Source organism: Variovorax sp. J22G73 (assembly GCF_030317035.1).
Lineage (GTDB): Bacteria > Pseudomonadota > Gammaproteobacteria > Burkholderiales > Burkholderiaceae_C > Variovorax.
Genome location: NZ_JASZYK010000007.1, coordinates 188,678 through 212,797, shown reverse-complemented (window position 1 = coordinate 212,797; position 24,120 = coordinate 188,678). Strand labels below are relative to the sequence as shown.

Below are 24,120 nucleotides of genomic sequence, written 5' to 3'. Positions count from 1 at the left end.
TGCAAGATTAATTGATCTCGGTGGTTGTTGAGCTGGATCGAGCTGCATCGCCAGCGCGCTGGCGATGCAGCTCGGCGAACTTCGACGGAGGCATTCGCTGGCAACTGCTGTGCGGCCTGACCTCGTTGTAGTCCTGGCGCCAGAGCGTGATGGCCGAGCGGGCCTGCTGCAGTGTCTCGAACCACTGTTCGTTCAGGCACTCGTCCCTGAACTTGCCGTTGAAGCTCTCGATGTAGCCGTTCTGCATGGGCCGTCCCGGCTCGATCAAGATGTGACGGATGCCGTGGGCCTGCGCCCAGCCCATGAAGGCGCGACTGGTGAACTCCGGGCCGTTGTCGGTGCGCACAGCCAGCGGGTAGCCTCTGAACACGGCCGCTTGATCCAGCAGTCGCGTAACGTATTGCCCCGAGATTCCCCAGTCCACCGAGATACTCACGCACTCGTGGCTGAAGTCATCGGCCACGGTCAAGCACTTGATGCGTCGTCCCGTGCTCAGGCTGTCGCTGACGAAGTCCATGCTCCATACCTCATTGACCGTCGTGGCCAGTTGCAGCGGAACGCGCTCGCTCGCGGGGCGTTTGACCTTCTTGCGCTTGCGCACCGCCAGGTTGGCCGCGCTGTACAGGCGGTAGACGCGCTTGTGGTTCACGCCCGGGAAGTGCGGGCGCAGCATGTCGTGGATGCGCCGATAGCCGAAGCGCCGACGTGCATGCGCGATCTCGACGATCTTGCTGCTGAGCTCTTGCGTCATGGCATCGGCCTCGGGTGGATTGCGATAGCTGTCGCGGGAGAGCCCACAAGCCTGCAGGCACGTCGCTCGCTCAGATCGCATTCCCCGATCATGATGGCGACGGCCGCGCGCTTGGCTTGCGGGGCTATCGCTTTACACCGAAGGCCGTGTTCAGCGCGTGGATGTCCAGGTGCGCTTCGGCCAGCAGCTTCTTGAGTTTGTTGTTCTCGGCCTCGAGCTCACGCAGGCGCCTGGCATCGGGCACGTCCATCCCGCCGTATTTGGCGCGCCATTTGTAGAAGGTCGCATCGCTGAAGCCGCCCTTGCGGCACAGATCTTTGATCGGCAAGCCGGACTCGGCTTGCTTGATGAAACCGATGATCTGCTCCTCGGTGTATCTGCTCTTTCTCATGTCCGTCATTCTCCAAGTTGACGGACTTCACTGCCATTACGCTGGTACGGCCGGGAGGGGGCAGGTCACCACGTTGGAATCCACAGATGAGCGATGGATGTGTGTGCAGAACACCACAGTGCGGGGCCGGCAGAGAGTTGGAGCGAGACAGCTATTCGCTGTGTAGCGTATGAGGTGACCAGCAACACATGTTTGGGGGCATCCATGGGGGCACAGACGAAAAGGAAAAATCGGATTCGCCAGTATTCATGCCCTTTGCAGCCCGACATGCTGCCGCCTCCCTCCCTCCAAGAATGGCCCCGCAAGGGGCTATTTTTTTGCCTGTACGTTCCCGAGCCGCAAACCAAGCCGCAAACAAAAAAGGCATTGCGCGGGGACAGGCCCCGGCGCAACGCCCCGGTCGCAAAAGCAGGTCCCCCCCGCCTATTCGATCTTGAACACGAACTCCTGCGTCGCCAGGATCTCCGCATCCCCTGTCGTCTGGCACTCGTAGCGCATCATGGCCGAGCGCACCGCCGACTGGTACACCTTGGGCCCCGACAGGAAGCGCACCTCCGTCACGCGCCCGCCCTTGATGCGCACTTCCGCCTTCACCACGCCGCTGATGCCTTCGTCCAGCGCCTTGCGCGGCATCTCGGGCTTCACCTGCCGCGGGCAGGCCACGGCGATGTCTGTCGAGGTCGCCTGCGCCGGAGGGGCCGGCGGCGCGGGAGGCGCAGGCGGTGCGGCCGGCGGCGGCGCGATGGGCTCGGTGGTCTGCACCGCGGTGATCGCGGGCGCGGTGCTCGGCGGCGGGGTCACGGCCGGCGGCGGCACGTAGGCCGGCTTGGGCGGGGGCGGCGCCTTGGGCGTCTCCTGCTTGATGACCTTCTTCGGCGGCGGTGGGGGAGGCGGCGGGGGCGGCGGCAGCTTGACCTCCGCGATGATGGTCGCGTCCATCGGCTTCTTGATCATCTCCACCGCCTGGCGCGCCAGGCCCGAGACCAGCGCGTAGCCGACCAGCACATGAAACAGCACCATCACGCCGATGCCCACGGGGCCGAAGCGGGACTTGGGGTCGAAGTCGTTGGTGCGGCTCATGGAATGAACTGCTCCGAACCCATGATGCCCAGCTTGGTCAGGCCCGAGCGTTGCGCCGAGGCCATCACGCCGGCCACCACGTTGTACCTGGCGGCCTTGTCGGGGCGCAGGTGCACCTCGGGCTGCACCGGCTGCGCGGCGACCTGCTCGAAGCGCCGCTCCACCTCCGTCAGCTCGGCCACCGCCTCGCCGTTCCACAGCACGGTGCTGCGCGCGTCGATGTCGATGCGCAGCACCTCGGGCTTGATGTCGCTGGGCGGCGGGTTGCCGTTGGGCATGTTCAGGTTCACCGCATGCAGCTGGATCGGGATGGTGATGATCAGCATGATCAGCAGCACCAGCATCACGTCGATCAGCGGGGTGGTGTTGATGTCCATCATGGGCTCGTCGGACGGGGTGCCGCTGCGGCGCCCCTGCTTTTCTTTTCGCATGGCTGTGCCTTCTCAGTTGCGCGCGGGGGGCTCGGTGATGAAGCCCACCTTCACGATGCCGGCCGACTGGCACGCGAAGATGATCTTGCCGACGGGCTCGTAGTCGGAGTGCCAGTCGCCGCGGATGTGCACCTCGGGCTGCGGCGTCATTGCGGCCACTTTCTTCAGCTTGTCCGCCAGGCTCGCCACGTCGCGCACGGGGGTGTCGTACCAGTAGATGCGGCCCGCGGCGTCCACCGACAGCACCACGGTCTCGGGCTTGCTTTCGCGCACCTCGTTGCGCTGCTTGGGCACGTCCACCGGCACCGAGTAATTGACCACCGGAATGGTGATGAGGAAGATGATCAGCAGCACCAGCATCACGTCGACCAGCGGCGTGGTGTTGATGGCGGCAATGGCCTGTTCCTCGTCGCCGCCGGCGGATGGGATGTTCATCGCCATGGTGTGGGTCGCTCGCTTGCGTGCGGTCGCGCGGCGCTCAGGCCGGGGCGCTGCCGGCCAGGATCACCGAGTGCAGCTCGCCGCTGAACTCGCGCACGTCGTCCATCACGGTGATGTTGCGCCGCAGGAGCCAGTTGTAGCCCAGCACCGCGGGCACGGCCACGGCCAGGCCGATGGCGGTCATGATGAGCGACTCGCCCACCGGCCCGGCCACCTTGTCGATCGACGCCTGCCCCGCGATGCCGATGGCGGTGAGCGCGTGGTAGATGCCCCAGACCGTGCCGAACAGGCCCACGAAGGGCGCGGTCGAACCCACGGTGGCCAGCAGCGACATGCCGTTGCTCAGCCGGCGCTGCACGCGCTCGGTGGCGCGGTGGATGCACAGGTCGACGAAGTCGGCGAAGTCGACCTTGCCGCGCAGGCCGTCGTGCTTCTTGGTGGCGTGCACGCCCGCGTCGGCAATGAAGCGGAAGGGGCTGCCTTCGGCCAGCCGCGCGGTGCCGGCCTGCACGGTGCCTTCGTTCCAGAACTCGTTGTCGACCTCCTTCGCCTGGCGGCCCATGCGCATCTGCTCGAGCAGCTTGGTGACGATGACGTACCAGCTGCCCATCGACATGATCGCCAGGATGAGCAGCACGGTCTTGGCCACCAGGTCGCTCTGCGCCCAGAGCGCGCCCACGCCGTAGGGGTTGTCGACCTTCGCCGCGGCGGGTGCTGAAGTGGTGGGGGAGGCGGCAGGGGAGGCGGTCGGCGCCGTGGCAGCCGATGCAGCGGGGGCGGGGGCGTTCGCCGTCGTGGGCTCGGCAATGGCAGCAGGCGCCGCCGGAGCTTGCGCATCGGCCGCATGCGGCGTGGCCGCCAGGGTGAGTGCCAGAACGAAAGGGGCGGCGACGGCCATCAGCCTGGCGCGGAAGGTTTTCATCATGAGTGACTCCAAAAAAACAGAACGTGTCTCGAATCAGGCCGCTGCAGCTGCAGTCGCTGCGTCGTGCAAGGCCGAAGGCGTCGCCGCGTGCCAGCCCTGCGCCTTCCCCCACACGGCGTGCACGCCCGTGCCGTTGCCGCGCACGACGTGGTACCGGTCGTAGGGCGCGGCGGTCATGCAGGCGTGGTGCGGCAGGATGCGCACGCGGCTGCCCAGGGGCAGCGCGTCGAACATGGCCTGCACGCCGGCCTTGCCATCGCCTTCACAAGCGACCAGCCCGTGCTCCTGGTGCAGCTCCGCCACCCGCAGCCCGCCCAGCGGCGTCGTGCCCTGCGCCGCGCACACCAGGCCGAAGCCCAGCCCGTCGCGAAACTCCGCGCCCGATTCGTCCTTCGACAGCGCGAGCGCGCCCGCGTCGATCAGCACCCGACGCGAGCGCGGGTTGTGGCCGATCACCGTGGCCAGCACCGACAGCGCGATGTCCTCGATGCGGCAGATGCCGCGCGCGGCCTGGTCGAGGTCGAAGAAGGTGTAGACGCCGGGGCGCATCTCGGTGACGCCGTCAAGCCGGTCGGCGCACACCGCGGTGGGCGTGGCGCCCACGCTGACCGTGCCCACCTCGAAGCCGGCCGCGCGCAGCCGCGCGGCTGCATGCACCGCGCCGGCGCGCTCGGCCTCGGCAATGCCGCGAATGGCCGCCAGCCCGGCGGCGTGGTAGCTGTGGCCCGCATGCGTGAGCACGCCGGCCAGCCATAGCGATTCGCTGGGCTGCACCTCGCGCGCGACGGCCAGCAGCGCCTCGTCGTCGGGCGCGACGCCGCCGCGGCCGCCGCCGGTGTCGATCTCTACCAGTAGGCCGAAGCGCGCGCCCAGCGTGCGCGCCCGCGCGGCCGCGGCCCGCACCGCCTCGACGCGGTCGGCCAGCAGCGTGATGCGCGCGCCGTGCGTGCGTTGCACCAGGTGCAGCGCGTCGATCTTGCCGGCGGCAATGCCGACGGCATAGGTGATGTCCAGGAAGCCGTGGCGCGCGAAGTAGTCGGCCTCGGCCACGGTCGACACCGTGATCGCGCCGCTGTGCCCGCGCGTGGCCAGGCGCGCCACCTCGGCCGACTTCGAGGTCTTCAGGTGCGGGCGCAGCGCCACGCCATGGCGTGCCGCGCGCTGCGCCATCGCCTCGCAGTTGCGCTCGAGCACGGTGGCGTCGAGCAGCAGCGCGGGCGTGGTGAGTTCGCCGAGGGCGGTGCGGGAAAGCTGGGTCATCTGCATCGTTCGCTCGATCTCCATCACCGCGCCCATCCGAGCTCGGCCATCATCAAATCGACCGCTTGCGCGATCTGCTGCACGAACGGCGGCAGCATCACCAGCGTCATGTGCGCGGCGCCTTCCACCAGCTGCACGCGTCCGCGCGTCGACAGCGCGGCATGGTCGTGCTGGTACTCGGGCCAGCGGCGCTGCACGTCGGCTGCCGCATCGGCTGCCGTGTTTTTGGTCGCGCCAGTACCCGGCGGCAGCGGCGGCTGCGCCGCCCACAGCACGGCGAGTGGGCGGGCGCCCAGGTCGGGTGATGCCGCGGCCTGCTGCGTCACCTTCGGCAGCCCCGTGTGCTCCGTCACCATCGTGTCGATGGCCTGGGCCGTGTAGGTCGCCTTCAGCTGCCGCACCACCTCGGGCATGTCCGCGAAGACAGCCTCGATCGGCGCCATTTCCGGCGGCGGCTCGCCACCGGCCTGGAAGGCGATGCGCTTCGCGCGCTCCGCGTCCAGGTGCGCCTGCGGCAGCGGCTGCCTGAACAGTTCGCACTGGTCGGGGTGGCTGGCATCGAGCATCACCAGCCCGACCACCTGCGCGGGATACAGGCCGGTGTAGATGCGGTTCAGCAGGCCGCCCAGCGAATGGCCGACCAGCACCACAGGCCCTGTCACGCCAGCGGCGCTCAACAGGGCATGCAGCCGGTGCGCGTTGCGCTGGCCGTCCAAGGGCTCGGGGTCGGCTTCGCTCCAGCCCATGCCGGCGCGGTCGTAGCTGAGCACGGGGTACTTCGCCGACAGCACCTGCTGCAGCCGCCCGTAGAGCGACGAGGCGCAGCCGCCGCCCGCCTCGATCACCAGCGTGGGCTGCAGCGCGCCGGCCGGCGCGGGGCCGCTGCGCTGCAGGTGCATGGCGCGTCCGTCGATGGCGTACAGCTCGCCGGGGGCGTCCAGCGTCCACGGGCCGGCCGCCTGCGCGGGCCGGCGCTTCGGTTGTTCCACGCGCGGCCAGTAGTCCAGGTCGCGCACGCGGTAGGGCAGGTTGGCGAAGTCGTTGCTCAGCGCCGCCGGCGTCGACACGTACAGCACCGCCTTGGCAAGCGGCGCGAACTGCGCATGAAAGTGCTGCGCCGACTTCACCACGACCAGCTTCTTGCCCTCCAGCGCAATGCCCAGGCCGGTGAACAGGTCGGGCGACATCACCTGGTTGCGCTTGCTGATGAGCACGATGTCCACGCCGTTCGCGGCCTGCACCCACACGCTGGCGCCCATGGGCGTGCGCGTGCCGGCGAGGCCGCCCTGCGAATGCGCTTCCGCCACGCCCCGGACGGTCACGCGCAGGTCGATCGGGTCGCCCGAGGTGGGGCCGCATTTGCCGCCCAGGCGCAGCTCGAAGCTCGCGCCCACGCCCGCGTCGCGGCACAGCTGGATGGCGCCCAGGTCCCACACGCCGCCCAGCGCCACGTCGGCGATGCCGCGCTCGACCATCGCGCGCAGCACGAAGGTGCTGTCGCTGGTGGCACCGCCGCCGGCGTTGTCGGCCATGTCGGCAATCACCACCGGACCACCCTGCAGGGCCATGGCTTCGTCGAGCGTCTCGTCCACCGAGGGCGCGCGCGCGCCGGTCTGGTGGCGCAGCGCCCAGAACTCGCGGCCCAGCTCGTCGGCCAGTCTGGCGGCCAGCACCGGGTCGTTGTCCGTCACCACCCACAGCTTGGCGCCGGACTCGGGCACGTCGGCCCACGGAAAGCCATGGCCCAGCGACACCGACAACACGCCCGGCAGCTTCTCGCTGGCCTCCATGCGGCGCACGAAGCCGGCCATCGGCTCGCGCGTGGTGTGCCACAGTCCCACCATGCGGCAGTCGTGCACGGCCGTCACCGGTTGCACGCGGCCCTGCGCGGCGTCCACCACGATGCGCACCAGCTCGCGCAGGCGCAGCACCGCGTCGGTGTGCGGATATTCCTTGTAGCCGACGATCACGTCCGACTCGGTCAGCATCTGCTGCGTGAAGTGGCAGTGCAGGTCGAGCTCCACGCCGATCGTCACCTTGGGCCCGACGATGGCGCGCACGCGCGAGATGAGGTCGCCCTCGCAGTCGTCGTAGCCGTCGGCCACCATGGCGCCGTGCAGCACCAGAATCACGCCGTCCACCGGGCCGGCCTTGCGCAGGTCGTCCAGGATCTCGTCGCGCAGGCTCTCGTACACCGTGCGCACGGTGCGCCCCAGCGGCTGCGCGAACGCCAGCAGGCTCTCGACCATCTCGTGGCCCTCGGCGGCGAGCAGGTTGCGCACCTCGATCGCGAACATGCCGTAGCCGTCCGCGTTGCGCGTGCTGGAGTCGCCGTGGAACACGCCGTATTCGTTGAAGCTGCCCCAGCCCGTGGGGGCGGAGACGAAGGTGTTGGTCTCGGTGGCGAGCAGGGCGGTGAAGAACTTCATGCGCGTGACTCCTGACGGGCAAGGTGGATGTTTCGGGTGCGCAGGGTGTCCAGCCGCAGTCCCACGACGCGGCCGGCCTTGCGCTCCACGTTCAGAACCGACTTGCCCATGCGGGCGAGCACGGGGTCGTTCGAGGTGAGCGTCATCACGTCGGCCGACAGCGGCGTCAGCGCGCACACGTGCTGACCGTGGCGGCCCTGCACCGTGAGCAGCAGCGTGCCGTCGACCAGCGCCATGCGCGCGGTCGCGTCGAGGTCGGCGCTGGCGTAGTCGCCGCACAGCGCGTCGGCCAGCGCGGCGGCATCGGGCGCGTTTTCGGACAGGCGCTCGAAGCGGCGCGGCAGGCCGCCTTCGTGCAGCACCAGCGTGTCGGGCGCGCCCGTGCGGTCGCCGCGCGCAGCGATGTCGGCGGCGTCCAGCACCAGGTCGTTCACCGGCAGGTCCTGCAGGCCCAGCCACAGCTTGCCGTCGCCCTGGTGCAGCGGCTGCGCGGGCGAGGCCTGCCACGACATGGCCAGCTTGCCCGCCACGTCGGCAAAGCCCAGCACGCTGCCGGTGGACGGCGCGTGGTAGTGCTGGCCCACCAGCGCGGAGAAGTCGCTGGCCAGTGGCCGCACCTCGGGCGCTTCGAGCGCATCGCCCAGCAGCAGCTCGACCACCTTCAGCGCCAGCGGCGAAGGCGCCACGGGCGCGCCGTTCACCATCACGATGATGTCCAGCCCATGGGCCGGCACGCTGAGCATCTGCGACGTGGCGCCGAGCACCGCGCCCGCGTGGTGGACGATGTCGACGCCGCGGTACGGGTGGCGCGCCAGCCCGAAGCCGTAGTGCACCTGCGAGCCCGACGACAGCGTGGTCGGCGCCGACAGCAGCGCCCAGCTCTCCGCGCTGCCCACGGTCTTCTTGTCGGCGCGCATGTGCGCCTGCCAGCGCAGCATGTCGTCCACCGTCGACACCAGCGACCCGCCGCCGTCGAGTTCGCACGGGTACACGCCGCGCTGCCATCCGCCGCCGGGCGCGGGCATGTAGAGGCCGGCCAGGCCGGGCACCACGTCGAGGTCGGTCGCCACCGAGAAGGTGTCGGGCATGCCCAGCGGGCCGAACAGGCGCTCTTTCAGGAAGTCGTTGAAGCCCCGCTTGCTCACGCGCTCCACGATCTTCGCGAGCAGGTGGTAGCCGCCGTTGCTGTAGACCATGTGCGTGCCGGGCTCGAAGTTGAGCTCGCCCTGGCGCGCCATGGCGGGCAGCCCCGGCCCTGGTTGAGTGAAGGTGAGGCCGTGCGCAATGGCCCACAGCTCGTCGTGGCCGCGCCAGCCGCTGGTGTGCGCCAGCAGGTGGCGCAGCGTGGGGCCGTTGGCGCTCAGCGCCGGCATTTCGGGCAGGTGCTTGTGCACCGGGTCTTCCACGTCGAGCAGGCCGTCTTCGGCCAGCAGCAGCACGGCCATGGCGGTGAAGTGCTTGCTGGTGGAGGCGATGCGCATGCGCGTGGTCGGCGTGAGGGCCACGCCCATTTCCAGGCTGGCCATGCCGGTGGCGCGCCGGTACAGCAGGCGGCCGTGTCGCGCGATGCCGATCACCAGGCCGGGAGCGTCGCTGCGGGCGAAGGGCGCCAGCAGTGCGTCGATGGCGGCGAGCGCGGCGGCATCGGCTCCGTCAACGGCGGAGGGTTCGGAGTCGGGAAGAGAGGAAGAATTTGGTTGTGGCATGAAAGGCAACGAGAGGGGGTGTGAGCGAAACCGCGAAACGGTCAGTTGGCTTGCGCCGCGCGCATCAGGCGCACGAACGGGCCTTCGGTGGCGCGCAGCACCAGCGCGCCGAGGCAGCCGCCGACCAGGGTGGTGGCCACGATGGAAATCGCCAGCCCGTTGGGCACCGACTTGAGGGCGTCCGACAACATGCCGACCACCAGCGGCCCCACCACGCCGAAGGGCAGGCTGGCCATGGTGAGCAGCGCGATGGTGCGGGCGCGCAGGTGCGAGGGCGCGGCGTCCTGCAGCACGTTGGGCAGCAGCACCGCGCCGCTGATGAGTGGCACCACCAGCAGCGCCAGCAGCATGAAGGCGTCGTTGGCCGAGCGCGTGAACAGCAGCAGCGTGGACAGCAGCGCCGCCGTCAGGTTGCCCAGCATGATGATGCGCAGCGCCGCGGCCGGTCCCATGCGCGGCTGCACGTAGCGCATCGACGCCACGCCCAGCAGGCCGCCCACCACCGTGCCGCACAGGAAGGCCAGGCCCATGCCTTGCCCCATCTGCGCCGGCGTGGCGCCGTACTCGCGCGCCGCCACGATGGGCAGCCAGGTGCCGATCGAGCTCAACCCGATGCTGGCCAGCCCCACGCCGATCACCAGGCCCGAGAAGGTGCGCCAGTGCTTGCGCAGGTGATCGCGAAAACCGATGTCGTTGGCCGCATCGGCTGCATCAGGTTGTCCACCCGACAGCGTGGCGAGCGGCGCGAAGCCCGAGGGCGCTTCGCCCGCACGCGCGTCGGCCACTGCTTTCGCGGACGTTGCAGGCGGCGGCACGCTGCGCCGCGTGCGCCGTATCGACAGCACCAGCAGCGCCACCGGCACGCCCGCGGACGCCATCACGAAGAAGGTCAGCCGCCAGGGTTCCAGGTGTTGCATCGACGCGGGCAGCCAGTGGCGCAGGTCGTCCGTCAGGTGCACCACGGTGCCGCCTACCAGGGCGCCCAGCGCGCTGCCGAAGATGGCCGACAGCGCGAACACCGCGTTCGCCAGCACCCGCTGCGCGCGCGGGAACAGGTCGGGAATCATGCTGTTGGTGATGGGCGTGAGGCCGGCTTCGCCCACGCCCAGGCCGATGCTGGCGATGAACAGCACGCCGTAGTCCATGGCGGTGCCGCGCATGGCGGTGGCGGCGCTCCACAGCAGCACGCAGGCCGCCAGCACCACGCGCCGGTCGTAGCGGTCGCTCAGCCAGCCCAGGGGCAGTGTGGCGATGCCGGTGAACAGCACGATGCCCGCGCCCTGCAGCAGGCCCAGTTGCGTGTCGGAGAGCGTCAGCGCAATGCGCATCGGCTCGGTCAGCAGCGTGAGGATGACCTTGTCGACCGAGCCCAGCACCGTCGCGATGACCAGCACCGCCAGCGCGTACCAGGCGCTGGGCAGTGCCTTTTGCGTCTTCTCGTGTGCTGCGGGCCCCGTCGCGTCCGGCGGCAAGGCGGCCGCCAGCGGAGTGAGGCTGGACATCTCAGAACGGAACGGTCACGGTCATGCCGACGGTGCGCGAAGGCGCCAGCGCCGCCTGCACCAGGTTCGGGTTGGCCGACAGGCCCGTGTCGATCGACAGGATGCCGCGCTTGTTGGCCAGGTTGCGCACATAGGCCGAGAGGCTGAAGCGCGGAAAGTCGATGCCCGCCTGCAGGTCGACCACGGTGAAGGCCGGCATGACGATGCTCGGGATCGTCGCGCTGCCGCGGTAGCCCGCGTCGCGCTTGCCGGTGTAGCGCGCGCTCACGCCGAAGTAGGCCGGCCGGTCGCCGATGCTGAAGTTGCGCGTCACGCCCAGCGTGGCCGAGAAGCGCGGGGTCTGCGGCAGGCGGGTGCCGGCCTTGGCGTCCAGGCCGGCCGCGTCTTCGGTCAGGCGCGCGTCGATGGCCGCGCCGTTGGCGGTGAAGCGCCACTCCTTGCTGGGCTTCCAGGCAAGGGTGAGCTCGCCGCCCTTCACGCGCGCCGCGCCGGCATTGGTCACGAACACGAAGCCGCCGCTGCGCGTGGGCTGCTGCACGTCGCGCCATTCGATGTCGTACAGCGCGGCCTCCAGCGACAGCGTGCGGTCCAGCAGGTCGGCCTTGTAGCCGAGCTCGTAGCTCCACAGCGAGTCGGACTTGAACATCGGCTGCACGATGTTGCGGTTGGTGTCCGGCTTCAGCATGTTGGGGCCGCCGGGGCGGTAGCCGCTGGCCGCGCGGAAGTAGGCGGTGCTGGTGTCCGACAGGGTGTACTTGGCCGCGGCCAGGTAGGTGGTCGGGCTTTCCGACGAGGTGCCGCTGGCGGTGGAGGTGGTCGGGCCGATCAGCATGCCGCTCTGGCGGCTGCCGTAGGTCTGGCTGTTGCGCGCCAGGCGCACGCCGCCGGTGAACGACAGCGCGGGCGTCACGTTCCAGGTCACGTCGCCGTAGGCGGCCGTTTCGCGGTAGCGCGAAGACTGCGAGGACGACAGCAGGTTCAGGCTGCCGAGCCCGCCGACCAGGCCCGCGTCGATGCCGCCGTCGGTGCTGCCGCGTTCGCGGTTGAGGTACAGGCCGGCCAGCCACTCGAAGGTGGTGCCCGAGCGCGAGGTCAGCCGGAACTCCTGGCTGATGCGGTGCTGCCCGATGTCGTTGGCCAGCGGCACCGAGGCCACCGGCAGGCGCAGCGCGCTCGCCAGCGGCGCGTACAGGGCGGTGAGGTCGGCGGCGTTGGAAATCTTCACGTCCTGCGCCGAGGTGATGGAGTTCAGCCGCGCCCAGCCGAAGTCGTACTCCACGTCCAGGCCGAACAGCTGCGTCTTGTTGCTGTAGGGCTCGCGCAGCGACAGCTGGCGCGTGCGCTCCAGGCCCCAGGGGCGCAGCGTGCGCCGGTCGATGTCCTCGAAGCCCAGGCCCTTGCGCTTCACGTCCTGCACGGTGCCCGTGAGGCGCACCGTGAGTTCGCGCGTGGGCGTCAGCAGCAGCGACACGCGCCCACCGTCGGTGTGGCCGCGGTCGATGTTCTTGCCCCAGGCCGGGCCCGAGGCGTTGTAGCTGCCGCCGAGCTGGTCGGTGAAGGCGGCGAAGCGCACGGCCGCCACGTCTTCCTTCAGCGGCACGTTCAGCACCGCGCTGGTCGTGAAGCCGGGGCCGCCGCCCTGGGTCCACGAGGTGCCCAGCTTCACCGAGCCCGCGAACTCCATGGTGTCGGGCTGGTTGGTCACGTACTTCAGCACGCCGCTCATGGCGCCCGCGCCGTACAGCGTGCCCTGCGGCCCGCGCAGCACCTCGATGTGGTTCAGGTCGAGCATGCCCATGTCCAGCGGCGTGAAGCCGCCGAGCGCGCTGGACGAGCTCAGCCCCGTGGCCACGTCGTCGACGTACACGCCCACGGTGGCAATGCCCTGCACCGGGCCGGTGGTCAGCCCGCGCATGGTCAGGATGCCGCCCACGCTGCCGCTGCTCGTGAGGTTCACGCCCGGCTGCTCGGCGATGTAGTCGGCCAGGTTCTTGGCACCGGCGCGCTCCAGCGTCTCGGCCTTCATCACGTTGACTTGCATGGGCACTTCGCGCACCGGTTCGCGGCGGCGCGTGGCGGTCACGGTCACGCTGTCGAGCGACTGCGGCTCCTCGGTGGTGGGGCGCGTGACCACGGGCGCCGCGGTGTGGACCACGATGGCGCCGTCGTCGCCGCGGCGCGTGACCAGCGGCGTGCCTTCCAGGATGCGCGCGAGCGCCTCCTGCGGCGGCAACGCGCCCTTCACGCCGCGCGTGGCGAAGCCCTTCACGTCGTCGACCTTGTAGATCAGCTGCACCCCGCCCTGGGCCACGTAGGCGTCCAGCGCGCTCTTCAGGTCGCCGCCGGCGATGTCGAAGCTCTGCGGAGCCTGGAGTGGAGCCTGGCTTTGCCCCTGGCCTTGCGCCTGTGCCTGCGTGGAGAGCCCGCCGATCAGCGCGCAGCTGCCCGCGATGACCCAGGGACGGAGGGTGACCCGTTTGCTCTTCTTCACGGACGGCACGGAAGGCAGGGTAGCGCTTTGCTCGATTCGATTCATGATCTACAGCGTGGTATTTGTTTGGGTACCCACTGAGACGAATGCCCCGTCACATTCCGGTAATAAGCTAGTTTGAAATTCGTATTTCATTGCCGCTGTCTTGCACGGCCAGCCCGAAGCCCTGCTTGAGCAAGGCCACGAAGCCGTTCATGTTGTTCGCGTCGAAGCTGCCGCCGATGCGAATGCGCGCAATGGCCGCATCGGCGATCACCAGCTTGCGCGTGTTGTAGCGGTTGAACTGCGTGGCCGCGTCGCCCAGCGTGGTCTGGTCGAACACCAGCTTGCCCTGGCGCCAGCTGAGTTCGTCGTCGATCTGCTTGGGCGCCTTGGGCATCACCAGCACGTTGCCGGCATGGGCCACCGCCGCCTGGTTGCGCACGATGACGGTCGGGGGCGCATCGCCTGCGCCGGTGCCTTGCGCCGAGGCGATCTGCACGCGGCCTTCTTCCACCACCACGTTCACCTGCTCGCCCTGGCGGCGCACCACGAAGCGCGTGCCCAGCACGGTGATGCGGCGGTCGCCCGCGATCACCACGAAGGGGTGCTTCTTGTCGTGCGCGATGTCGAAGTAGGCCTCGCCGTCTTCCAGCCACACCTTGCGCCCGCTTTCGTTCACCAGCGTGCGCAGCTGCGTGGCGGTGTTCAGCGTGAGCACCGAGCCGTCGGCCAGCGACACCTGCTGGCGCGCGCCCACGGCGGTGGCGTAGTGCTCGCTTTGCCAGTCCTGCGTGTAGCGCCAGCCCAGCCAGCTGCAGGCGGCCGCCGCGAGCACCACGCTGGCGGCGATGCGCTGGGTGGAGAAGCGCGGCAGCCAGCGGGCGCCGGCGCGCCGTGGCGATCCGGTCGGTGTCCCGGTCGGTGCAGCGGTCGGTGCACGCGTCGGCAGTGGAATGGGCACCACCGCGGGTGTCGCGGGTATCACTGGCGTGGTGGGCGCCGCGGCCGGCACCGTCGGCGCGCGCAGGGCGCCCAGCCGGTCGGCGCGCTGCCATGTGCTTTCCAGCCGCAGCCAGGCGATGCGGTGCGAGATCGACTCGGCGATCCAGGCGTCCAGCCGCTGCTGGTCGGCGGGTTCCCAGTGGCCGCTGTCGCGGCGGGCCAGCCAGTCGGCGGCGGCGGATTCGATGCGTTCGGCTTCGGTCATGGCGAGAGCCTCTTGTCGTTCTGTGCCCGGCCGAAGGCCTTGGTGTGCAGCTGCACGCCGCTGGAGAGCATGGCGTCGGCCAGCGCGCGCACGCCGCGCGACACCTGGCGCTCCACCGTGTCTTCGGTGATGCCCAGCTGCGTGGCCACCTCGCGCTGCGAGAGGCCGTCGATCTTGCGCATTTCCACCACGCGGCGGCATTTGGAGGGCAGGGCGTCGAGCGCGGTCTGCAGCAGCCGCAGCTCGCCGCGCCCCGCGGCATGGCGCTCGGGCGTGAGCTCGTCGGCGGAGAAGTCGAGCGCGTCGAGGTCGGCAATGATTTCGATGGACACGATCTGGGCCCGCCGTGCGCGGTCGATCAGCAGGTTGCGGGCGGTGGTGAAGACAAAGGGCTTGACCAGGTCGGGGAGGGCTTTGGCAGCCGATTCATAGATACGCACGTAGACGTCCTGGCGCAGGTCGGGTATTTCGGCGTCGTCGCGCCAGTTTCGGCGAAGAAACCGCGTGAGCGCGGCCTCCATCGGCAGCACTTCGCTGACGAACCAGGTGTCCAAGTCACTGAGAACCAAAAGAGCGCTCCTGGGATGGCCGGATGGGGGTTTCGACGGGTCGCCGGGATTGGCGACAGACAGTGAGACGAACGGCCGGAAGATTTCCGGTAACGCGCGACGGAAATACCGGAAACCACGGGCTGGCTCGTCTCACAAGGGTCACAAGAAAAAACACATCGCGGGAATCACATCCAAATGAATCGAATCGGGAGGCTCGCTGTCACCGCCCCTGCCGCAGCCCGGCGCTACGTAGGACATCTGAGGCATCCGGGGCACCTTGCCGTGGGCCTCGCGCTGGGCGCCGCCCTGCTGGCGCTGCCGACCTCGGCGCTGGCGCTGGCCCGCGAGTTTGACGTGGCCGGCGGCGCGCTCAAGCCCGCGCTGGACACTTTCATCGCCCAGTCGGGCGTGCAGCTGATCTACAAGGTGGAAGACGTGAAGGACCTGTCCACGCGCGGCATCAAGGGAAGCATCGCGCCCGACGCGGCGCTGGACCGCCTGCTGGAAGGCACCCGGCTGCGCATCCGGCGCGGCCAGGACGGCGCGATGGTGCTGATTGCGCCGGCGGAGCGCAAGCCCTGAAATCATTCAGTCTGGCTTAAGTTTGGCCGCTGATACTGGCCTGGACGGTCAGCTGGCGCTGGTAGAGGTCGCTCAGGCACCCGCCCATCAGGGGTGGTTCCTCGAAGCCGGCGGTCGTCCCAATTTCACCGGCGCGGCGTTCCTTTCAGGGGGCGGCGTGCCGAGTTGTCCAGGTGCTCATTCCGCAGGCACCGCGTTGCAGGCCACGCCAGGCAACGATCTCGCCCGAACTCCGCACGGTTGTCCCCAGTGTTGTCCCCAATCGGCGGGGACAACCCGCGAAGACTCGAAAAGACTGCCTGCCGGTCGCCCAGGAGCCTTCAGCGGCCTTCGGCTGGCTTCAGGCGCCTTCGGCCGCGTTCAAGCCCAGGCCCGCGCCTCGTCTTCCAAGCGCCAGGCCGGCTCGTTCGAGGTGTCGGGGTAGCGCGAGCTGTCCGCCGGTTGCACCAAGATCGGCGAAGGCTCGGTGCGCACGGGCAGGTGGCGCAGCTCGTAGCCGCGCCCGTACACCGAATGCAGCACGAACTCGCTCTGCTTGTGCAGCGACAGCTTGCGCCGGATGTTCGCCACGCAGCAGTCGAGCACGCGGCTCTTGCGCTCGATGCGCGAATCCATCCACAGCGAGGCCAGCAGCCAGTCGCGCTCCAGCAGGCGACCGGCGTTGCGGAACAGCAGCAGCGCCAGCTCGAACTCGCGCGGCTTCAGGCGAATGTCCTCGCCCTTGTGCACCACCACCTTGCGGCTGCCGATGAACTGGTAGTCGCCGAAGCTCGCGCTCACCGACTGCGGATGCAGCAGCGTGTGGTTGCGCCGCAGCGACTCGCGCACGCGCAGCTCCATCTCGAAGTCGTCCACCGGCAGCACCGCGAAGTCGATGGTGGCGCCGTGGGGCTCGGTGTCCACCGCCGCCAGCGCCTCGACCAGCAGGTCGCGCTGCAGCGCATGCGCCACCAGGAAGATCGGCAGGCGCAGCGCCTTGCACATCGAAGTCAGCACCGGCCACGCGGCCTGGTCCTTCAGTACCACCAGCAGCAGGCCGAATTGGCTGCCGTGGGTCACGGCCAGCAGAAAGTCGGTGCTGGTGTCGAAGCGCGCCGTGGTGCACCCCATCAGGTGCAGCCGGTGGCTCCACGCCTGTGCCTGGGCGGCGTCGCAGCCCACCATGGCCACCTGGCGCGAGCCGAGGCTGTTCTTCGTGTCGATAGCTTCCATGGAGTGCAAAAGGGGGAATGGGTGCGACGGCGGGCTCAGCCGGCCGCCAGGCGGGTGCCGGTGCCGGCCTGCGTCTTGCGAACGCCGTCCGGCCCGTAGAAGAGTTGCGCGCTGGCCTGCAGGAAGTGCAGCGCCTGCTGGGTGAAGTCGAGGTGCGCGTACACCATGGAGCCGTTGCGCAGGTTGTGGCTGCGCGCCTGCACGGCCAGCACCAGCAGCTCGGCCCAGGCCTGCTGCACGGCGCTGCCGCCGGCGGCGGCCGCCGCGTCGGCACCGGCGCGCCCGGGCGCATGGCCCAGCGACACCTGCAGGGTCTCGCGGTCGAGGTCGAGCGCGGCCATGCGGTCCAGCAGCTGGGTCTTGCGCGCGGCAATGCCGGCCAGCTCGCCGAACACGTTGTCCGACATGGCCTTGGCCTCCTGGTCGAGCACGGCCAGAAATTCCTGGATGCAGGCGGTTTCGGTGCGCAGGTGCGCCAGCAGGGAAGCGGTCATTCGCGGTTTTCCGGATCGGGGTTGGCCTTGCCCTGCACCTGGGCCGGCAGCTCGGCTTGCGGGTCGAGCAGGTTGCGCACGCTGGCCAGCAGGCCGTCGGCGATGCGCTCGGGGCGGATCTGGTAGCGCCCGGCCCGGATGTCCTCGCGGATCGCGGCCACCCGGGCGGCGTCGAAGTCGCTGCCGCCCACGGCGCTGGGCATGGTGTGGACGTGCGCGGAGGGCTGCGCCGCCTCCTTGGGGCGCGCCGCGGCGGTGGCGGCGGCCGTTGCCGTGGCAGGGGCCGCGCCCGCGGCGGGCGTTCGTTGCAGGGGCGTGGCCGAAGGGGCGGGTTGATCGATTTTCAAGGTGATTCCTCAGGGGCTGACCCGTATATCGGCAGCGCGGGCAATAACTTTAGAAGCGGTGTGCAACAAAGCGTACGGCAGAACGTCGCGGGCCGGCCGGTTCACTGGGCCAGCTGGATCTGCCCCTGCATGTCGGCGATGCCGCTGACCAGCCGCCCGTCCTGCGTCTTGGCCTGCACCACGGCGCCCACCGTGGCCCCGCTCAGGGCCTTGGCGTCGGTGCTGACCACGAAGCCCTGGCCCTGGGCCACCACCTTCACGGCCTGGCCCTGCTGGATCACGGTCACGCCGCGCACCAGCTCCTTGCGCAGCGGCGCGCCCGGCGCGATGCGGTTGGACGCGACCACCCCGGCCAGCTCGGCCGCGCTGGTGATCACCGAGCGCGGCAGGCGCGACAGGTCGCCCGTGCGCTCGCTGTAGTCGCCCGCGGCCAGCGGGCGGCCCGCGTCGATGGCGCGCGCGGCCACGAAGTAGCTGCCTTCCACCGCGACGTGGGCCTGCACGTAGCGCATCCACGGCCGTTCGGTCTGGCAGCGCACGCCCACCGACACCCGGCCCCACGGCGAGGCGCCCGGCGGCAGGAAGACCTCGGGGTTGTCGCAGGCGGGCAGGGCGGAGGTGCCGCGCCCTTCCAGGCGGATCGTTACCTTGCCCGGCAGGCCGGCGGTCTGCACCTGCAGGTACCTGGCGATGGCGAGCTCGGCCGCGGCGATCGACGCGGCGGTGGGGGGGGAGTTCTGCGCGCCTTCATGCGCGGCGTTCTGCGCGGCCATCTGCCCGGCCATCTGCACGGCCTCCTGCGCCCACGCGGGCGCCGCGCAGCAGACAGTCAGCAGCAGGGCCGGCAGCAAGGCCGGCTGCCGCGCCGGCGTGGTGCGCGGCAGGCGCTTGCGGAGCTTCAGGAGGTTCATCGAATGTGTTGGAAAGGGGCTCGGGCTGCGGCACGGATGCCCTGGAGGGCACAAGCCGCCGCCCGCAAATTCTAGAAATTCGCCCCCGGATCGAAGGTGCGAGCAGCACCACAAAACCCCCTTTGTTCGAACGATTGCAAAAGCGGCTCATGCATAGACTCGCTTTCCATCTGTCGCCACGCCATGCGCGAACGCGACGCTTCAACAGATGGAACTCAGATGATCGACAAGCTGGATGCGGCGCTTCGCTTCAACCGCGAAGCCCTCAACCTCCGGGCGGAACGCCAGGAGGTGATTGCGGCCAACATCGCGCACGCCGACACGCCCAACTACAAGGCGCGCGACTTCGACTTCAGCGCCCGGCTGAGCGACGCCGTGGAGCGCGGGCGCTCCTCGCAATCGATGTCCATGGCCACCACCTCGGCGCGCCACATCGAGGGCCAGGCCCAGGCCGCGTCCGACAAGGACCTGCTCTACCGCACGCCCAACCAGTCGAGCATCGACGGCAACACGGTCGAGATGGACGTCGAGCGCATCGCCTTCGCGGACAACGCGCTGCGCTACGAGTCGAACCTCACGGTGCTCAACGCAAAGATCAAGTCGCTGCTGTCGGCGGTCGCTCCGTAAACCCCACAGGACACACAGGACGCACCCCATGCCCTTCAACAGCACATCCATGAACATCTTCAACGTGGCGGGTTCCGCCATGACCGCGCAGTCGCAGCGCATGAACGTGACCGCCAGCAACATGGCCAACGCCGAGAGCGTGGCCGGCCCCGACGGCATGCCGTACCGCGCCAAGCAGGTGGTGTTCGAGGTCGCGCCCTCGGGCATGCAGAACATCGGCGGCGTGCGCGTGGCCGGCGTGGTGGAAGACCCCTCGCCCCCGCGCATGGTGTTCGACCCCAAGAGCCCGCACGCCAACACCGAAGGCTACGTTGCCATGCCCAACGTCAACGTGGTCGAGGAAATGACCAACATGATCTCGGCCTCGCGCAGCTACCAGGCCAACGTCGAGGTGCTCAACACGGCCAAGACGCTGATGGTGAAGACGCTCACCCTCGGCCAGTAAACCTTTCTCTTCTTCCAAAGAAACCCCAACGCCATGGCCATCTCCGACACCTCGTCCATCACCGGGCAGAACGCCACCAGCGCCGCCAGCAGCAGCAACACCAGCGTCAGCAACGAAGACAGCGAGCAGCGCTTTCTCAAGCTGCTGGTCACGCAGCTGAACAACCAGGACCCGCTCAACCCGATGCAGAACGCCGAGCTCACCTCGCAGCTCGCGCAGATGAGCACCGTGAGCGGCATCGAGAAACTCAACACCACGCTGTCGGGCCTGGTGAGCCAGACCGGCTCCAACCAGGTGCTGCAGTCGGCCTCGCTCATTGGCTACAACGTGCTGTCGCCAGGCGACGTGCTCACCACCAAGAAGCCCGAGGACGGCAAGGACCCGGCCACGCAGGCCTTCGCCGTGGAGCTGCCCGGCACCGCCGCCAACGTCGACATCAAGATCGTCGACGCCTCGGGCAACGTGGTGCGCACCATCAACGCGGGCTCCATGAAGGAAGGCGTCAACGCCGTCACCTGGGACGGCAAGGACGACGCCGGCAACGTGGTGCCCGCGGGCGCCTACCAGTTCACCGTGGACGCCACCAACGGCGGCTCGGCCGTGAAGGCCACCGCGCTCACGTTCTCGCAGGTGGCCGCCGTCAAGCAGGGCACCGGCGGCGTCACGCTGGAGCTGTCATCGGGCAACAACATCGGCCTGTCCGACGTGCGCCTGTTCCTCTGAGTCATTCACCGCATCCAACGCAAACCAATCAAGGAAACATCATGGCTTTTTCCCAGGGCATCAGCGGGCTCGGCGTGGCCGCCGCGAACCTCGACGTCATCGGCAACAACATTGCCAACTCGAGCACCATCGGCTTCAAGTCGGCCGCCGCCACCTTCCAGGACGTGTACGCGGGCTCGCGCATCGGCCTGGGTGCCTCGGTGGCCGGCGTGACGCAGAACTTCACGCAGGGCGTGACGCAGACCAGCAGCCGCCCGCTGGACGTGGCCATCCTGAACGGCGACGGCTTCTACCGCCTGACCAGCGAGACCGGCGAGGTCATGTACTCGCGCAACGGCCAGTTCACGCGCGACAAGGACGGCTACATCGTCAACACCCAGGGCCTGCGCCTCACGGGCTACGGCGTGAACGCCAACGGCACCATCAACGGCGGCACGCCCTCGGCCATCCAGATCCCGACCGCGCCCATGACGCCCAAGGCCACCACCAACGTGAAGGCCGAGTTCAACCTCGACGCACGCCTGGCGACGCCCACCAAGACGCCGTTCAACTCGGCCGACTCCGACACCTACAACTACTCCAACGCCGTGGGCCCCGTGTACGACTCGCTGGGCAACCCGCACGACGTGGCGGTGTACTTCGTGAAGGCGGCCACGCCGGCCAACACCTGGAACATGTACGGCACCTCCGACGGCGCACCGCTGAGCGGCGGTGCCGCGCTGAGCACGCTGACCTTCGACTCCAGCGGCAAGATGACCGCCCCGGCCAGCGGCGCGCTGAACATCGGCCCCATCACCTTCACCAACGGCGCCGCGCCGCTGAGCGCCAAGGTCGACCTGTCGGGCACCACCCAGTTCGGCTCGGCCAACGGCATGAGCAAGCTCGCGCAGGACGGCTACCGCTCGGGCGAGCTGACCTCGTTCTCGGTCAACCCCGACGGCACCCTCACCGGCAAGTTCTCCAACGAGCAGACCCAGCTGCTGGGCCAGGTCGTGCTGTCGTCGTTCGCCAACCCCAACGGCCTGGAGCCCAAGGGCAACAACGTGTGGGCCGAGACGCTGGCCTCGGGCACCGCGCTCACCGGCACGCCGGGCGAGGGCACCAAGCTCGGCTCGCTGCAGGCGGGCGCGCTGGAGTCGTCGAACGTCGACCTCACGTCCGAGCTGGTGAACCTGATCGTCGCGCAGCGCAACTACCAGGCCAATGCGCAGACCGTGAAGACGCAGGACCAGGTCATGCAGACGCTGATGAACATCCGCTGATGCGCCGCCACTGAACGACCGACACCAGGAACACCCAGTGGATCGCATGTTGTACGTCGCCATGAGCGGCGCCAAGCAGGTCATGGAGCAGCAGGCCTCGGTCGCCAACAACATGGCGAACGTCTCGACGCCAGGCTTCCGTGCGCAGATTGCCAACTTCCGGGCCGTGCCCGTGGTCGGCGCGGAGGCGCAAACGCGCGCCTTCGTGGCCGCCACCACGCCCGGCGCCGACTTTTCCCACGGCCCCATCACCGAGACCGGCCGCTCGCTCGACGTGGCCGTGAGCGGCTCCGGCTGGCTGGTGGTGCAGACGCCCGACGGCGGCGAGGCCTACACCCGCGTGGGCAACCTGCAGATCGGCGCCGACGGCCAGCTCACCACCATGGGCGGACGCCCGGTGGTGGGCGACAACGGCGCCATGACGGTGCCGCCCGGCTCGTCGCTGACCATCGCCTCCAACGGCCTGGTCGCGGCGCGCGACCCGGCCTCGGGCACGCTCACCGGCATTGCCGAGGTGGGCCGCCTGAAGCTGGTGAACCCGCCCACGGCCAACCTGGAGCGCGGCGACGACGGGCTCTTTCGCATGCGCGCGGGCCAGCAGCCGGCCGAGGCCGACGAGGCCGTCACGCTGGTCAGCGGCGCCATCGAGGGCAGCAACGTGAACCCGGTCGAGGCCATGGTGGCCATGATTTCCAACGCGCGCAGCTTCGAGATGCAGATGAAGTCGCTGCAAAGCGCGGACATCAACGCGCAGTCGGCCAACAAGCTGCTGTCGTACGGCTGATGCGGCCGCGCCGCCGCAGCCGCCCCGACACCGAAGTGCAGACCCGCACGCCATACATCCACAGGATTTCCCTCCAATGATTCGCTCCCTCTACATCGCCAAGACCGGCCTCGACGCGCAGCAGACGCAGCTCGACGTGGTCTCCAACAACCTGGCCAACGTCGGCACCACCGGCTTCAAGCGCAGCCGCGCCGTGTTCGAAGACCTGGTCTATCAGAACCTGCGCCAGAGCGGCGGCCAGTCGTCCGACCAGACCCGCCTGCCTTCGGGCCTGCAGGTGGGCACCGGCGTGCACGTGGTCGCCACCGAGCGCATCCACTCGCAAGGCAACCTCACCAAGACCGACAAGCCGACCGACGTGGCCATCAACGGCGGCGGCTTCTTCCAGGTGCTGATGCCCGACGGCACCACCTCGTACACCCGCGACGGCTCCTTCCAGAAGGACCGCGACGGCCAGCTGGTCACGGCCAGCGGCTTTCCGGTGCAGCCGGCCATCACCATTCCGGCCAACGCCACCAGCATCACCGTGGGCCGCGACGGCATCGTGTCGGTGGTGCAGGCGGGCAGCACCAACACCGTGCAGGTCGGCCAGCTCCAGCTCGCCACCTTCATGAACCCGACCGGCCTGGAAAGCAAGGGCGAGAACCTCTACGCCGAAACCGACGCATCGGGCGCGCCCAACCAGGTGAACCCCGGCGTGGACGGCGCGGGCACGCTGAGCCAGGGCTACGTGGAAGCCTCGAACGTGAACGTGGTGGAAGAGCTGGTGAACATGATCGCCACCCAGCGTTCGTACGAAATCAACAGCAAGGCCGTGCAGACCTCCGACCAGATGCTGCAACGCCTGGCGCAGATGTGATGAGCGGCGTGCGTCTTCTTCATCGCCTGGGTGGCATCGCGCGCTCTCGCGCGATGCTGCTGGTGTCCCTTGCCGCATGGGCCGCGCTGGGCGCGGGCTGCGCGCAGGTGCCGCGCGAGCCGCTGGTGCACCAGCCGATGACGGCGCGCGCCGAAAACTACGCGGCGCTGCAACCGCGCCGCGCCCCCGGCGCGATCTTCCAGGACGGCCCCGGCGCCAACGCGCTGTTCGAGGACCGCCGGCCGCGCAACGTGGGCGACATCCTGACCATTCTCATCAGCGAGAAGGTCAACGCCACCAAGAATTCCGGCGCGAACGCCAGCCGCGCGGGCAGCACCGCCAGCGTGTTCGCGGCCATTCCCAAGCTCATCGGCGGCCTGCTCGACGGGCAGGACACCAAGCTCAGCGGCACCAACACGCTCACCGCCAAGGGCGGCGCCAATGCCAACAACACCTTCAACGGCGTGATCACGGTCACCGTGACGGACGTGATGGGCAACGGCAACCTGCTGGTGAGCGGCGAGAAGCAGATGGGCATCAACCAGGGCACCGAGTACATCCGGTTCTCGGGCGTGGTCAACCCGCGCACCGTCTCGGGCAACAACACCGTGCCCTCCACGCTGGTGGCCGATGCGCGCATCGAGTACTCGGCCAAGGGCTACATCGACGAGGCACAGACGATGGGCTGGATGCAACGCATCTTCCTCAACGTCATGCCGTTCTGAAC

At 69.2% G+C, this 24,120-nt stretch carries 22 protein-coding genes and 3 pseudogenes; 8 read left to right on the top strand and 17 right to left on the bottom strand.

What is annotated here, in order from left to right; genetic code table 11:
- Window positions 1-7 precede the first annotated feature (7 nt).
- The 13 genes and pseudogenes from QTI51_RS24500 to QTI51_RS24440 all read right to left on the bottom strand — a co-directional run bounded on the left by QTI51_RS24500 (window position 8) and on the right by QTI51_RS24440 (window position 15,165).
- Window positions 8-1,142 (bottom strand): annotated as a pseudogene (locus tag QTI51_RS24500) (IS3 family transposase).
- 423 nt (window positions 1,143-1,565) lie between these two features.
- Window positions 1,566-2,222 (bottom strand): energy transducer TonB, encoded by a 657-nt coding sequence (locus QTI51_RS24495; RefSeq protein WP_165840384.1) that lies wholly within the window; start codon window positions 2,220-2,222, stop codon window positions 1,566-1,568.
- Window positions 2,219-2,653, bottom strand: coding sequence for an ExbD/TolR family protein (locus tag QTI51_RS24490; RefSeq protein ID WP_116910932.1), 435 nt, complete (start codon window positions 2,651-2,653; stop codon window positions 2,219-2,221). Before QTI51_RS24490 ends, QTI51_RS24495 begins: the two co-directional genes overlap by 4 nt.
- Window positions 2,654-2,665: 12 nt before the next feature.
- Complete coding sequence (locus QTI51_RS24485) at window positions 2,666-3,094, bottom strand: ExbD/TolR family protein (protein ID WP_116910933.1); 429 nt, start codon at window positions 3,092-3,094, stop codon at window positions 2,666-2,668.
- A gap of 37 nt (window positions 3,095-3,131) precedes the next feature.
- Complete coding sequence (locus QTI51_RS24480) at window positions 3,132-4,019, bottom strand: MotA/TolQ/ExbB proton channel family protein (protein ID WP_286516367.1); 888 nt, start codon at window positions 4,017-4,019, stop codon at window positions 3,132-3,134.
- Window positions 4,020-4,052: 33 nt separating this feature from the next.
- The gene (locus QTI51_RS24475; protein ID WP_116911119.1) at window positions 4,053-5,279 is read right to left on the bottom strand and encodes an alanine racemase; all 1,227 of its coding nucleotides are present in this window, start codon (window positions 5,277-5,279) and stop codon (window positions 4,053-4,055) included.
- A 23-nt stretch (window positions 5,280-5,302) separates the two neighbouring features.
- Window positions 5,303-6,112 (bottom strand): annotated as a pseudogene (locus QTI51_RS24470) (alpha/beta fold hydrolase); the annotation flags it as partial.
- A gap of 159 nt (window positions 6,113-6,271) precedes the next feature.
- A pseudogene (locus tag QTI51_RS24465) lies at window positions 6,272-7,708 on the bottom strand (M81 family metallopeptidase); the annotation flags it as partial.
- A complete protein-coding gene (locus tag QTI51_RS24460; RefSeq protein WP_286516368.1) occupies window positions 7,705-9,414 on the bottom strand; it encodes a serine hydrolase domain-containing protein in 1,710 nt (569 codons plus the stop codon). The gene QTI51_RS24460 and the pseudogene QTI51_RS24465, both read right to left, overlap by 4 nt.
- Before the next feature lie 41 nt (window positions 9,415-9,455).
- On the bottom strand, window positions 9,456-10,916 hold the full coding sequence (locus tag QTI51_RS24455) for an MFS transporter (RefSeq protein ID WP_116910936.1): 1,461 nt from the start codon (window positions 10,914-10,916) through the stop codon (window positions 9,456-9,458).
- Between the two features lies 1 nt (window position 10,917).
- Window positions 10,918-13,407 carry a TonB-dependent receptor gene (locus QTI51_RS24450; RefSeq protein WP_165840385.1) on the bottom strand — a complete coding sequence of 830 codons (2,490 nt, stop codon included), beginning with the start codon at window positions 13,405-13,407 and terminating at the stop codon, window positions 10,918-10,920.
- A 112-nt stretch (window positions 13,408-13,519) separates the two neighbouring features.
- Window positions 13,520-14,596 (bottom strand): FecR family protein, encoded by a 1,077-nt coding sequence (locus tag QTI51_RS24445; RefSeq protein WP_116910938.1) that lies wholly within the window; start codon window positions 14,594-14,596, stop codon window positions 13,520-13,522.
- Window positions 14,593-15,165: an RNA polymerase sigma factor gene (locus QTI51_RS24440; RefSeq protein WP_286516369.1), complete on the bottom strand. Its 573-nt coding sequence runs from the start codon at window positions 15,163-15,165 to the stop codon at window positions 14,593-14,595. The genes QTI51_RS24445 and QTI51_RS24440 overlap by 4 nt, the downstream gene beginning before the upstream one ends.
- A gap of 264 nt (window positions 15,166-15,429) precedes the next feature.
- Here QTI51_RS24440 and QTI51_RS24435 point away from each other — a divergent pair, with 264 nt between their 5' ends.
- Window positions 15,430-15,729 (top strand): STN domain-containing protein, encoded by a 300-nt coding sequence (locus QTI51_RS24435; RefSeq protein WP_116910939.1) that lies wholly within the window; start codon window positions 15,430-15,432, stop codon window positions 15,727-15,729.
- Window positions 15,730-16,089: 360 nt separating this feature from the next.
- Here QTI51_RS24435 and QTI51_RS24430 read toward each other — a convergent pair whose 3' ends face one another.
- The 4 genes from QTI51_RS24430 to flgA form a co-directional block, all read right to left on the bottom strand.
- Window positions 16,090-16,941 carry a winged helix-turn-helix domain-containing protein gene (locus QTI51_RS24430; protein ID WP_116910940.1) on the bottom strand — a complete coding sequence of 284 codons (852 nt, stop codon included), beginning with the start codon at window positions 16,939-16,941 and terminating at the stop codon, window positions 16,090-16,092.
- 35 nt (window positions 16,942-16,976) lie between these two features.
- Window positions 16,977-17,435: a flagella synthesis protein FlgN gene (locus QTI51_RS24425; protein ID WP_207786742.1), complete on the bottom strand. Its 459-nt coding sequence runs from the start codon at window positions 17,433-17,435 to the stop codon at window positions 16,977-16,979.
- Entirely contained in the window at window positions 17,432-17,782 is a 351-nt protein-coding gene (gene flgM, locus QTI51_RS24420; RefSeq protein WP_116910941.1) for a flagellar biosynthesis anti-sigma factor FlgM, read from the bottom strand. Before flgM ends, QTI51_RS24425 begins: the two co-directional genes overlap by 4 nt.
- Window positions 17,783-17,883: 101 nt before the next feature.
- Complete coding sequence (flgA, locus tag QTI51_RS24415) at window positions 17,884-18,693, bottom strand: flagellar basal body P-ring formation chaperone FlgA (protein ID WP_286516370.1); 810 nt, start codon at window positions 18,691-18,693, stop codon at window positions 17,884-17,886.
- 219 nt (window positions 18,694-18,912) lie between these two features.
- On the opposite strand from flgA, the gene flgB reads away from it, so the two are divergent.
- The 7 genes from flgB (at window position 18,913) to QTI51_RS24380 (ending at window position 24,118) form a co-directional block, all read left to right on the top strand.
- Window positions 18,913-19,320 carry a flagellar basal body rod protein FlgB gene (flgB, locus tag QTI51_RS24410; RefSeq protein WP_116910942.1) on the top strand — a complete coding sequence of 136 codons (408 nt, stop codon included), beginning with the start codon at window positions 18,913-18,915 and terminating at the stop codon, window positions 19,318-19,320.
- Window positions 19,321-19,348: 28 nt separating this feature from the next.
- Entirely contained in the window at window positions 19,349-19,765 is a 417-nt protein-coding gene (gene flgC, locus QTI51_RS24405; RefSeq protein ID WP_116910943.1) for a flagellar basal body rod protein FlgC, read from the top strand.
- 33 nt (window positions 19,766-19,798) lie between these two features.
- Window positions 19,799-20,488 (top strand): flagellar hook assembly protein FlgD, encoded by a 690-nt coding sequence (locus tag QTI51_RS24400; RefSeq protein WP_116910944.1) that lies wholly within the window; start codon window positions 19,799-19,801, stop codon window positions 20,486-20,488.
- 41 nt (window positions 20,489-20,529) lie between these two features.
- Window positions 20,530-21,750, top strand: a complete 1,221-nt coding sequence (flgE, locus tag QTI51_RS24395) for a flagellar hook protein FlgE (RefSeq protein WP_116910945.1) — start codon at window positions 20,530-20,532, stop codon at window positions 21,748-21,750.
- A gap of 37 nt (window positions 21,751-21,787) precedes the next feature.
- Complete coding sequence (gene flgF, locus QTI51_RS24390) at window positions 21,788-22,534, top strand: flagellar basal-body rod protein FlgF (protein ID WP_116910946.1); 747 nt, start codon at window positions 21,788-21,790, stop codon at window positions 22,532-22,534.
- Window positions 22,535-22,610: 76 nt separating this feature from the next.
- Window positions 22,611-23,393: a flagellar basal-body rod protein FlgG gene (gene flgG, locus QTI51_RS24385; RefSeq protein WP_116910947.1), complete on the top strand. Its 783-nt coding sequence runs from the start codon at window positions 22,611-22,613 to the stop codon at window positions 23,391-23,393.
- Window positions 23,393-24,118 carry a flagellar basal body L-ring protein FlgH gene (locus QTI51_RS24380; RefSeq protein ID WP_116910948.1) on the top strand — a complete coding sequence of 242 codons (726 nt, stop codon included), beginning with the start codon at window positions 23,393-23,395 and terminating at the stop codon, window positions 24,116-24,118. The genes flgG and QTI51_RS24380 overlap by 1 nt, the downstream gene beginning before the upstream one ends.
- The last annotated feature ends 2 nt before the right edge of the window (window positions 24,119-24,120 follow it).

What these genes read in the sequence shown, in the direction of transcription:
- QTI51_RS24495 (WP_165840384.1), bottom strand. Translation starts at nt 2,222, where the DNA reads ATGAGCCGCACCAACGACTTCGACCCCAAGTCCCGCTTCGGCCCCGTG.
- QTI51_RS24490 (WP_116910932.1), bottom strand. Translation starts at nt 2,653, where the DNA reads ATGCGAAAAGAAAAGCAGGGGCGCCGCAGCGGCACCCCGTCCGACGAG.
- QTI51_RS24485 (WP_116910933.1), bottom strand. Translation starts at nt 3,094, where the DNA reads ATGGCGATGAACATCCCATCCGCCGGCGGCGACGAGGAACAGGCCATT.
- QTI51_RS24480 (WP_286516367.1), bottom strand. Translation starts at nt 4,019, where the DNA reads ATGATGAAAACCTTCCGCGCCAGGCTGATGGCCGTCGCCGCCCCTTTC.
- QTI51_RS24475 (WP_116911119.1), bottom strand. Translation starts at nt 5,279, where the DNA reads ATGACCCAGCTTTCCCGCACCGCCCTCGGCGAACTCACCACGCCCGCG.
- QTI51_RS24460 (WP_286516368.1), bottom strand. Translation starts at nt 9,414, where the DNA reads ATGCCACAACCAAATTCTTCCTCTCTTCCCGACTCCGAACCCTCCGCC.
- QTI51_RS24455 (WP_116910936.1), bottom strand. Translation starts at nt 10,916, where the DNA reads ATGTCCAGCCTCACTCCGCTGGCGGCCGCCTTGCCGCCGGACGCGACG.
- QTI51_RS24445 (WP_116910938.1), bottom strand. Translation starts at nt 14,596, where the DNA reads ATGACCGAAGCCGAACGCATCGAATCCGCCGCCGCCGACTGGCTGGCC.
- QTI51_RS24430 (WP_116910940.1), bottom strand. Translation starts at nt 16,941, where the DNA reads ATGGAAGCTATCGACACGAAGAACAGCCTCGGCTCGCGCCAGGTGGCC.
- QTI51_RS24425 (WP_207786742.1), bottom strand. Translation starts at nt 17,435, where the DNA reads ATGACCGCTTCCCTGCTGGCGCACCTGCGCACCGAAACCGCCTGCATC.
- flgA (WP_286516370.1), bottom strand. Translation starts at nt 18,693, where the DNA reads ATGAACCTCCTGAAGCTCCGCAAGCGCCTGCCGCGCACCACGCCGGCG.
- flgB (WP_116910942.1), top strand. Translation starts at nt 18,913, where the DNA reads ATGATCGACAAGCTGGATGCGGCGCTTCGCTTCAACCGCGAAGCCCTC.
- flgC (WP_116910943.1), top strand. Translation starts at nt 19,349, where the DNA reads ATGCCCTTCAACAGCACATCCATGAACATCTTCAACGTGGCGGGTTCC.
- QTI51_RS24400 (WP_116910944.1), top strand. Translation starts at nt 19,799, where the DNA reads ATGGCCATCTCCGACACCTCGTCCATCACCGGGCAGAACGCCACCAGC.
- flgE (WP_116910945.1), top strand. Translation starts at nt 20,530, where the DNA reads ATGGCTTTTTCCCAGGGCATCAGCGGGCTCGGCGTGGCCGCCGCGAAC.
- flgG (WP_116910947.1), top strand. Translation starts at nt 22,611, where the DNA reads ATGATTCGCTCCCTCTACATCGCCAAGACCGGCCTCGACGCGCAGCAG.
- QTI51_RS24380 (WP_116910948.1), top strand. Translation starts at nt 23,393, where the DNA reads ATGAGCGGCGTGCGTCTTCTTCATCGCCTGGGTGGCATCGCGCGCTCT.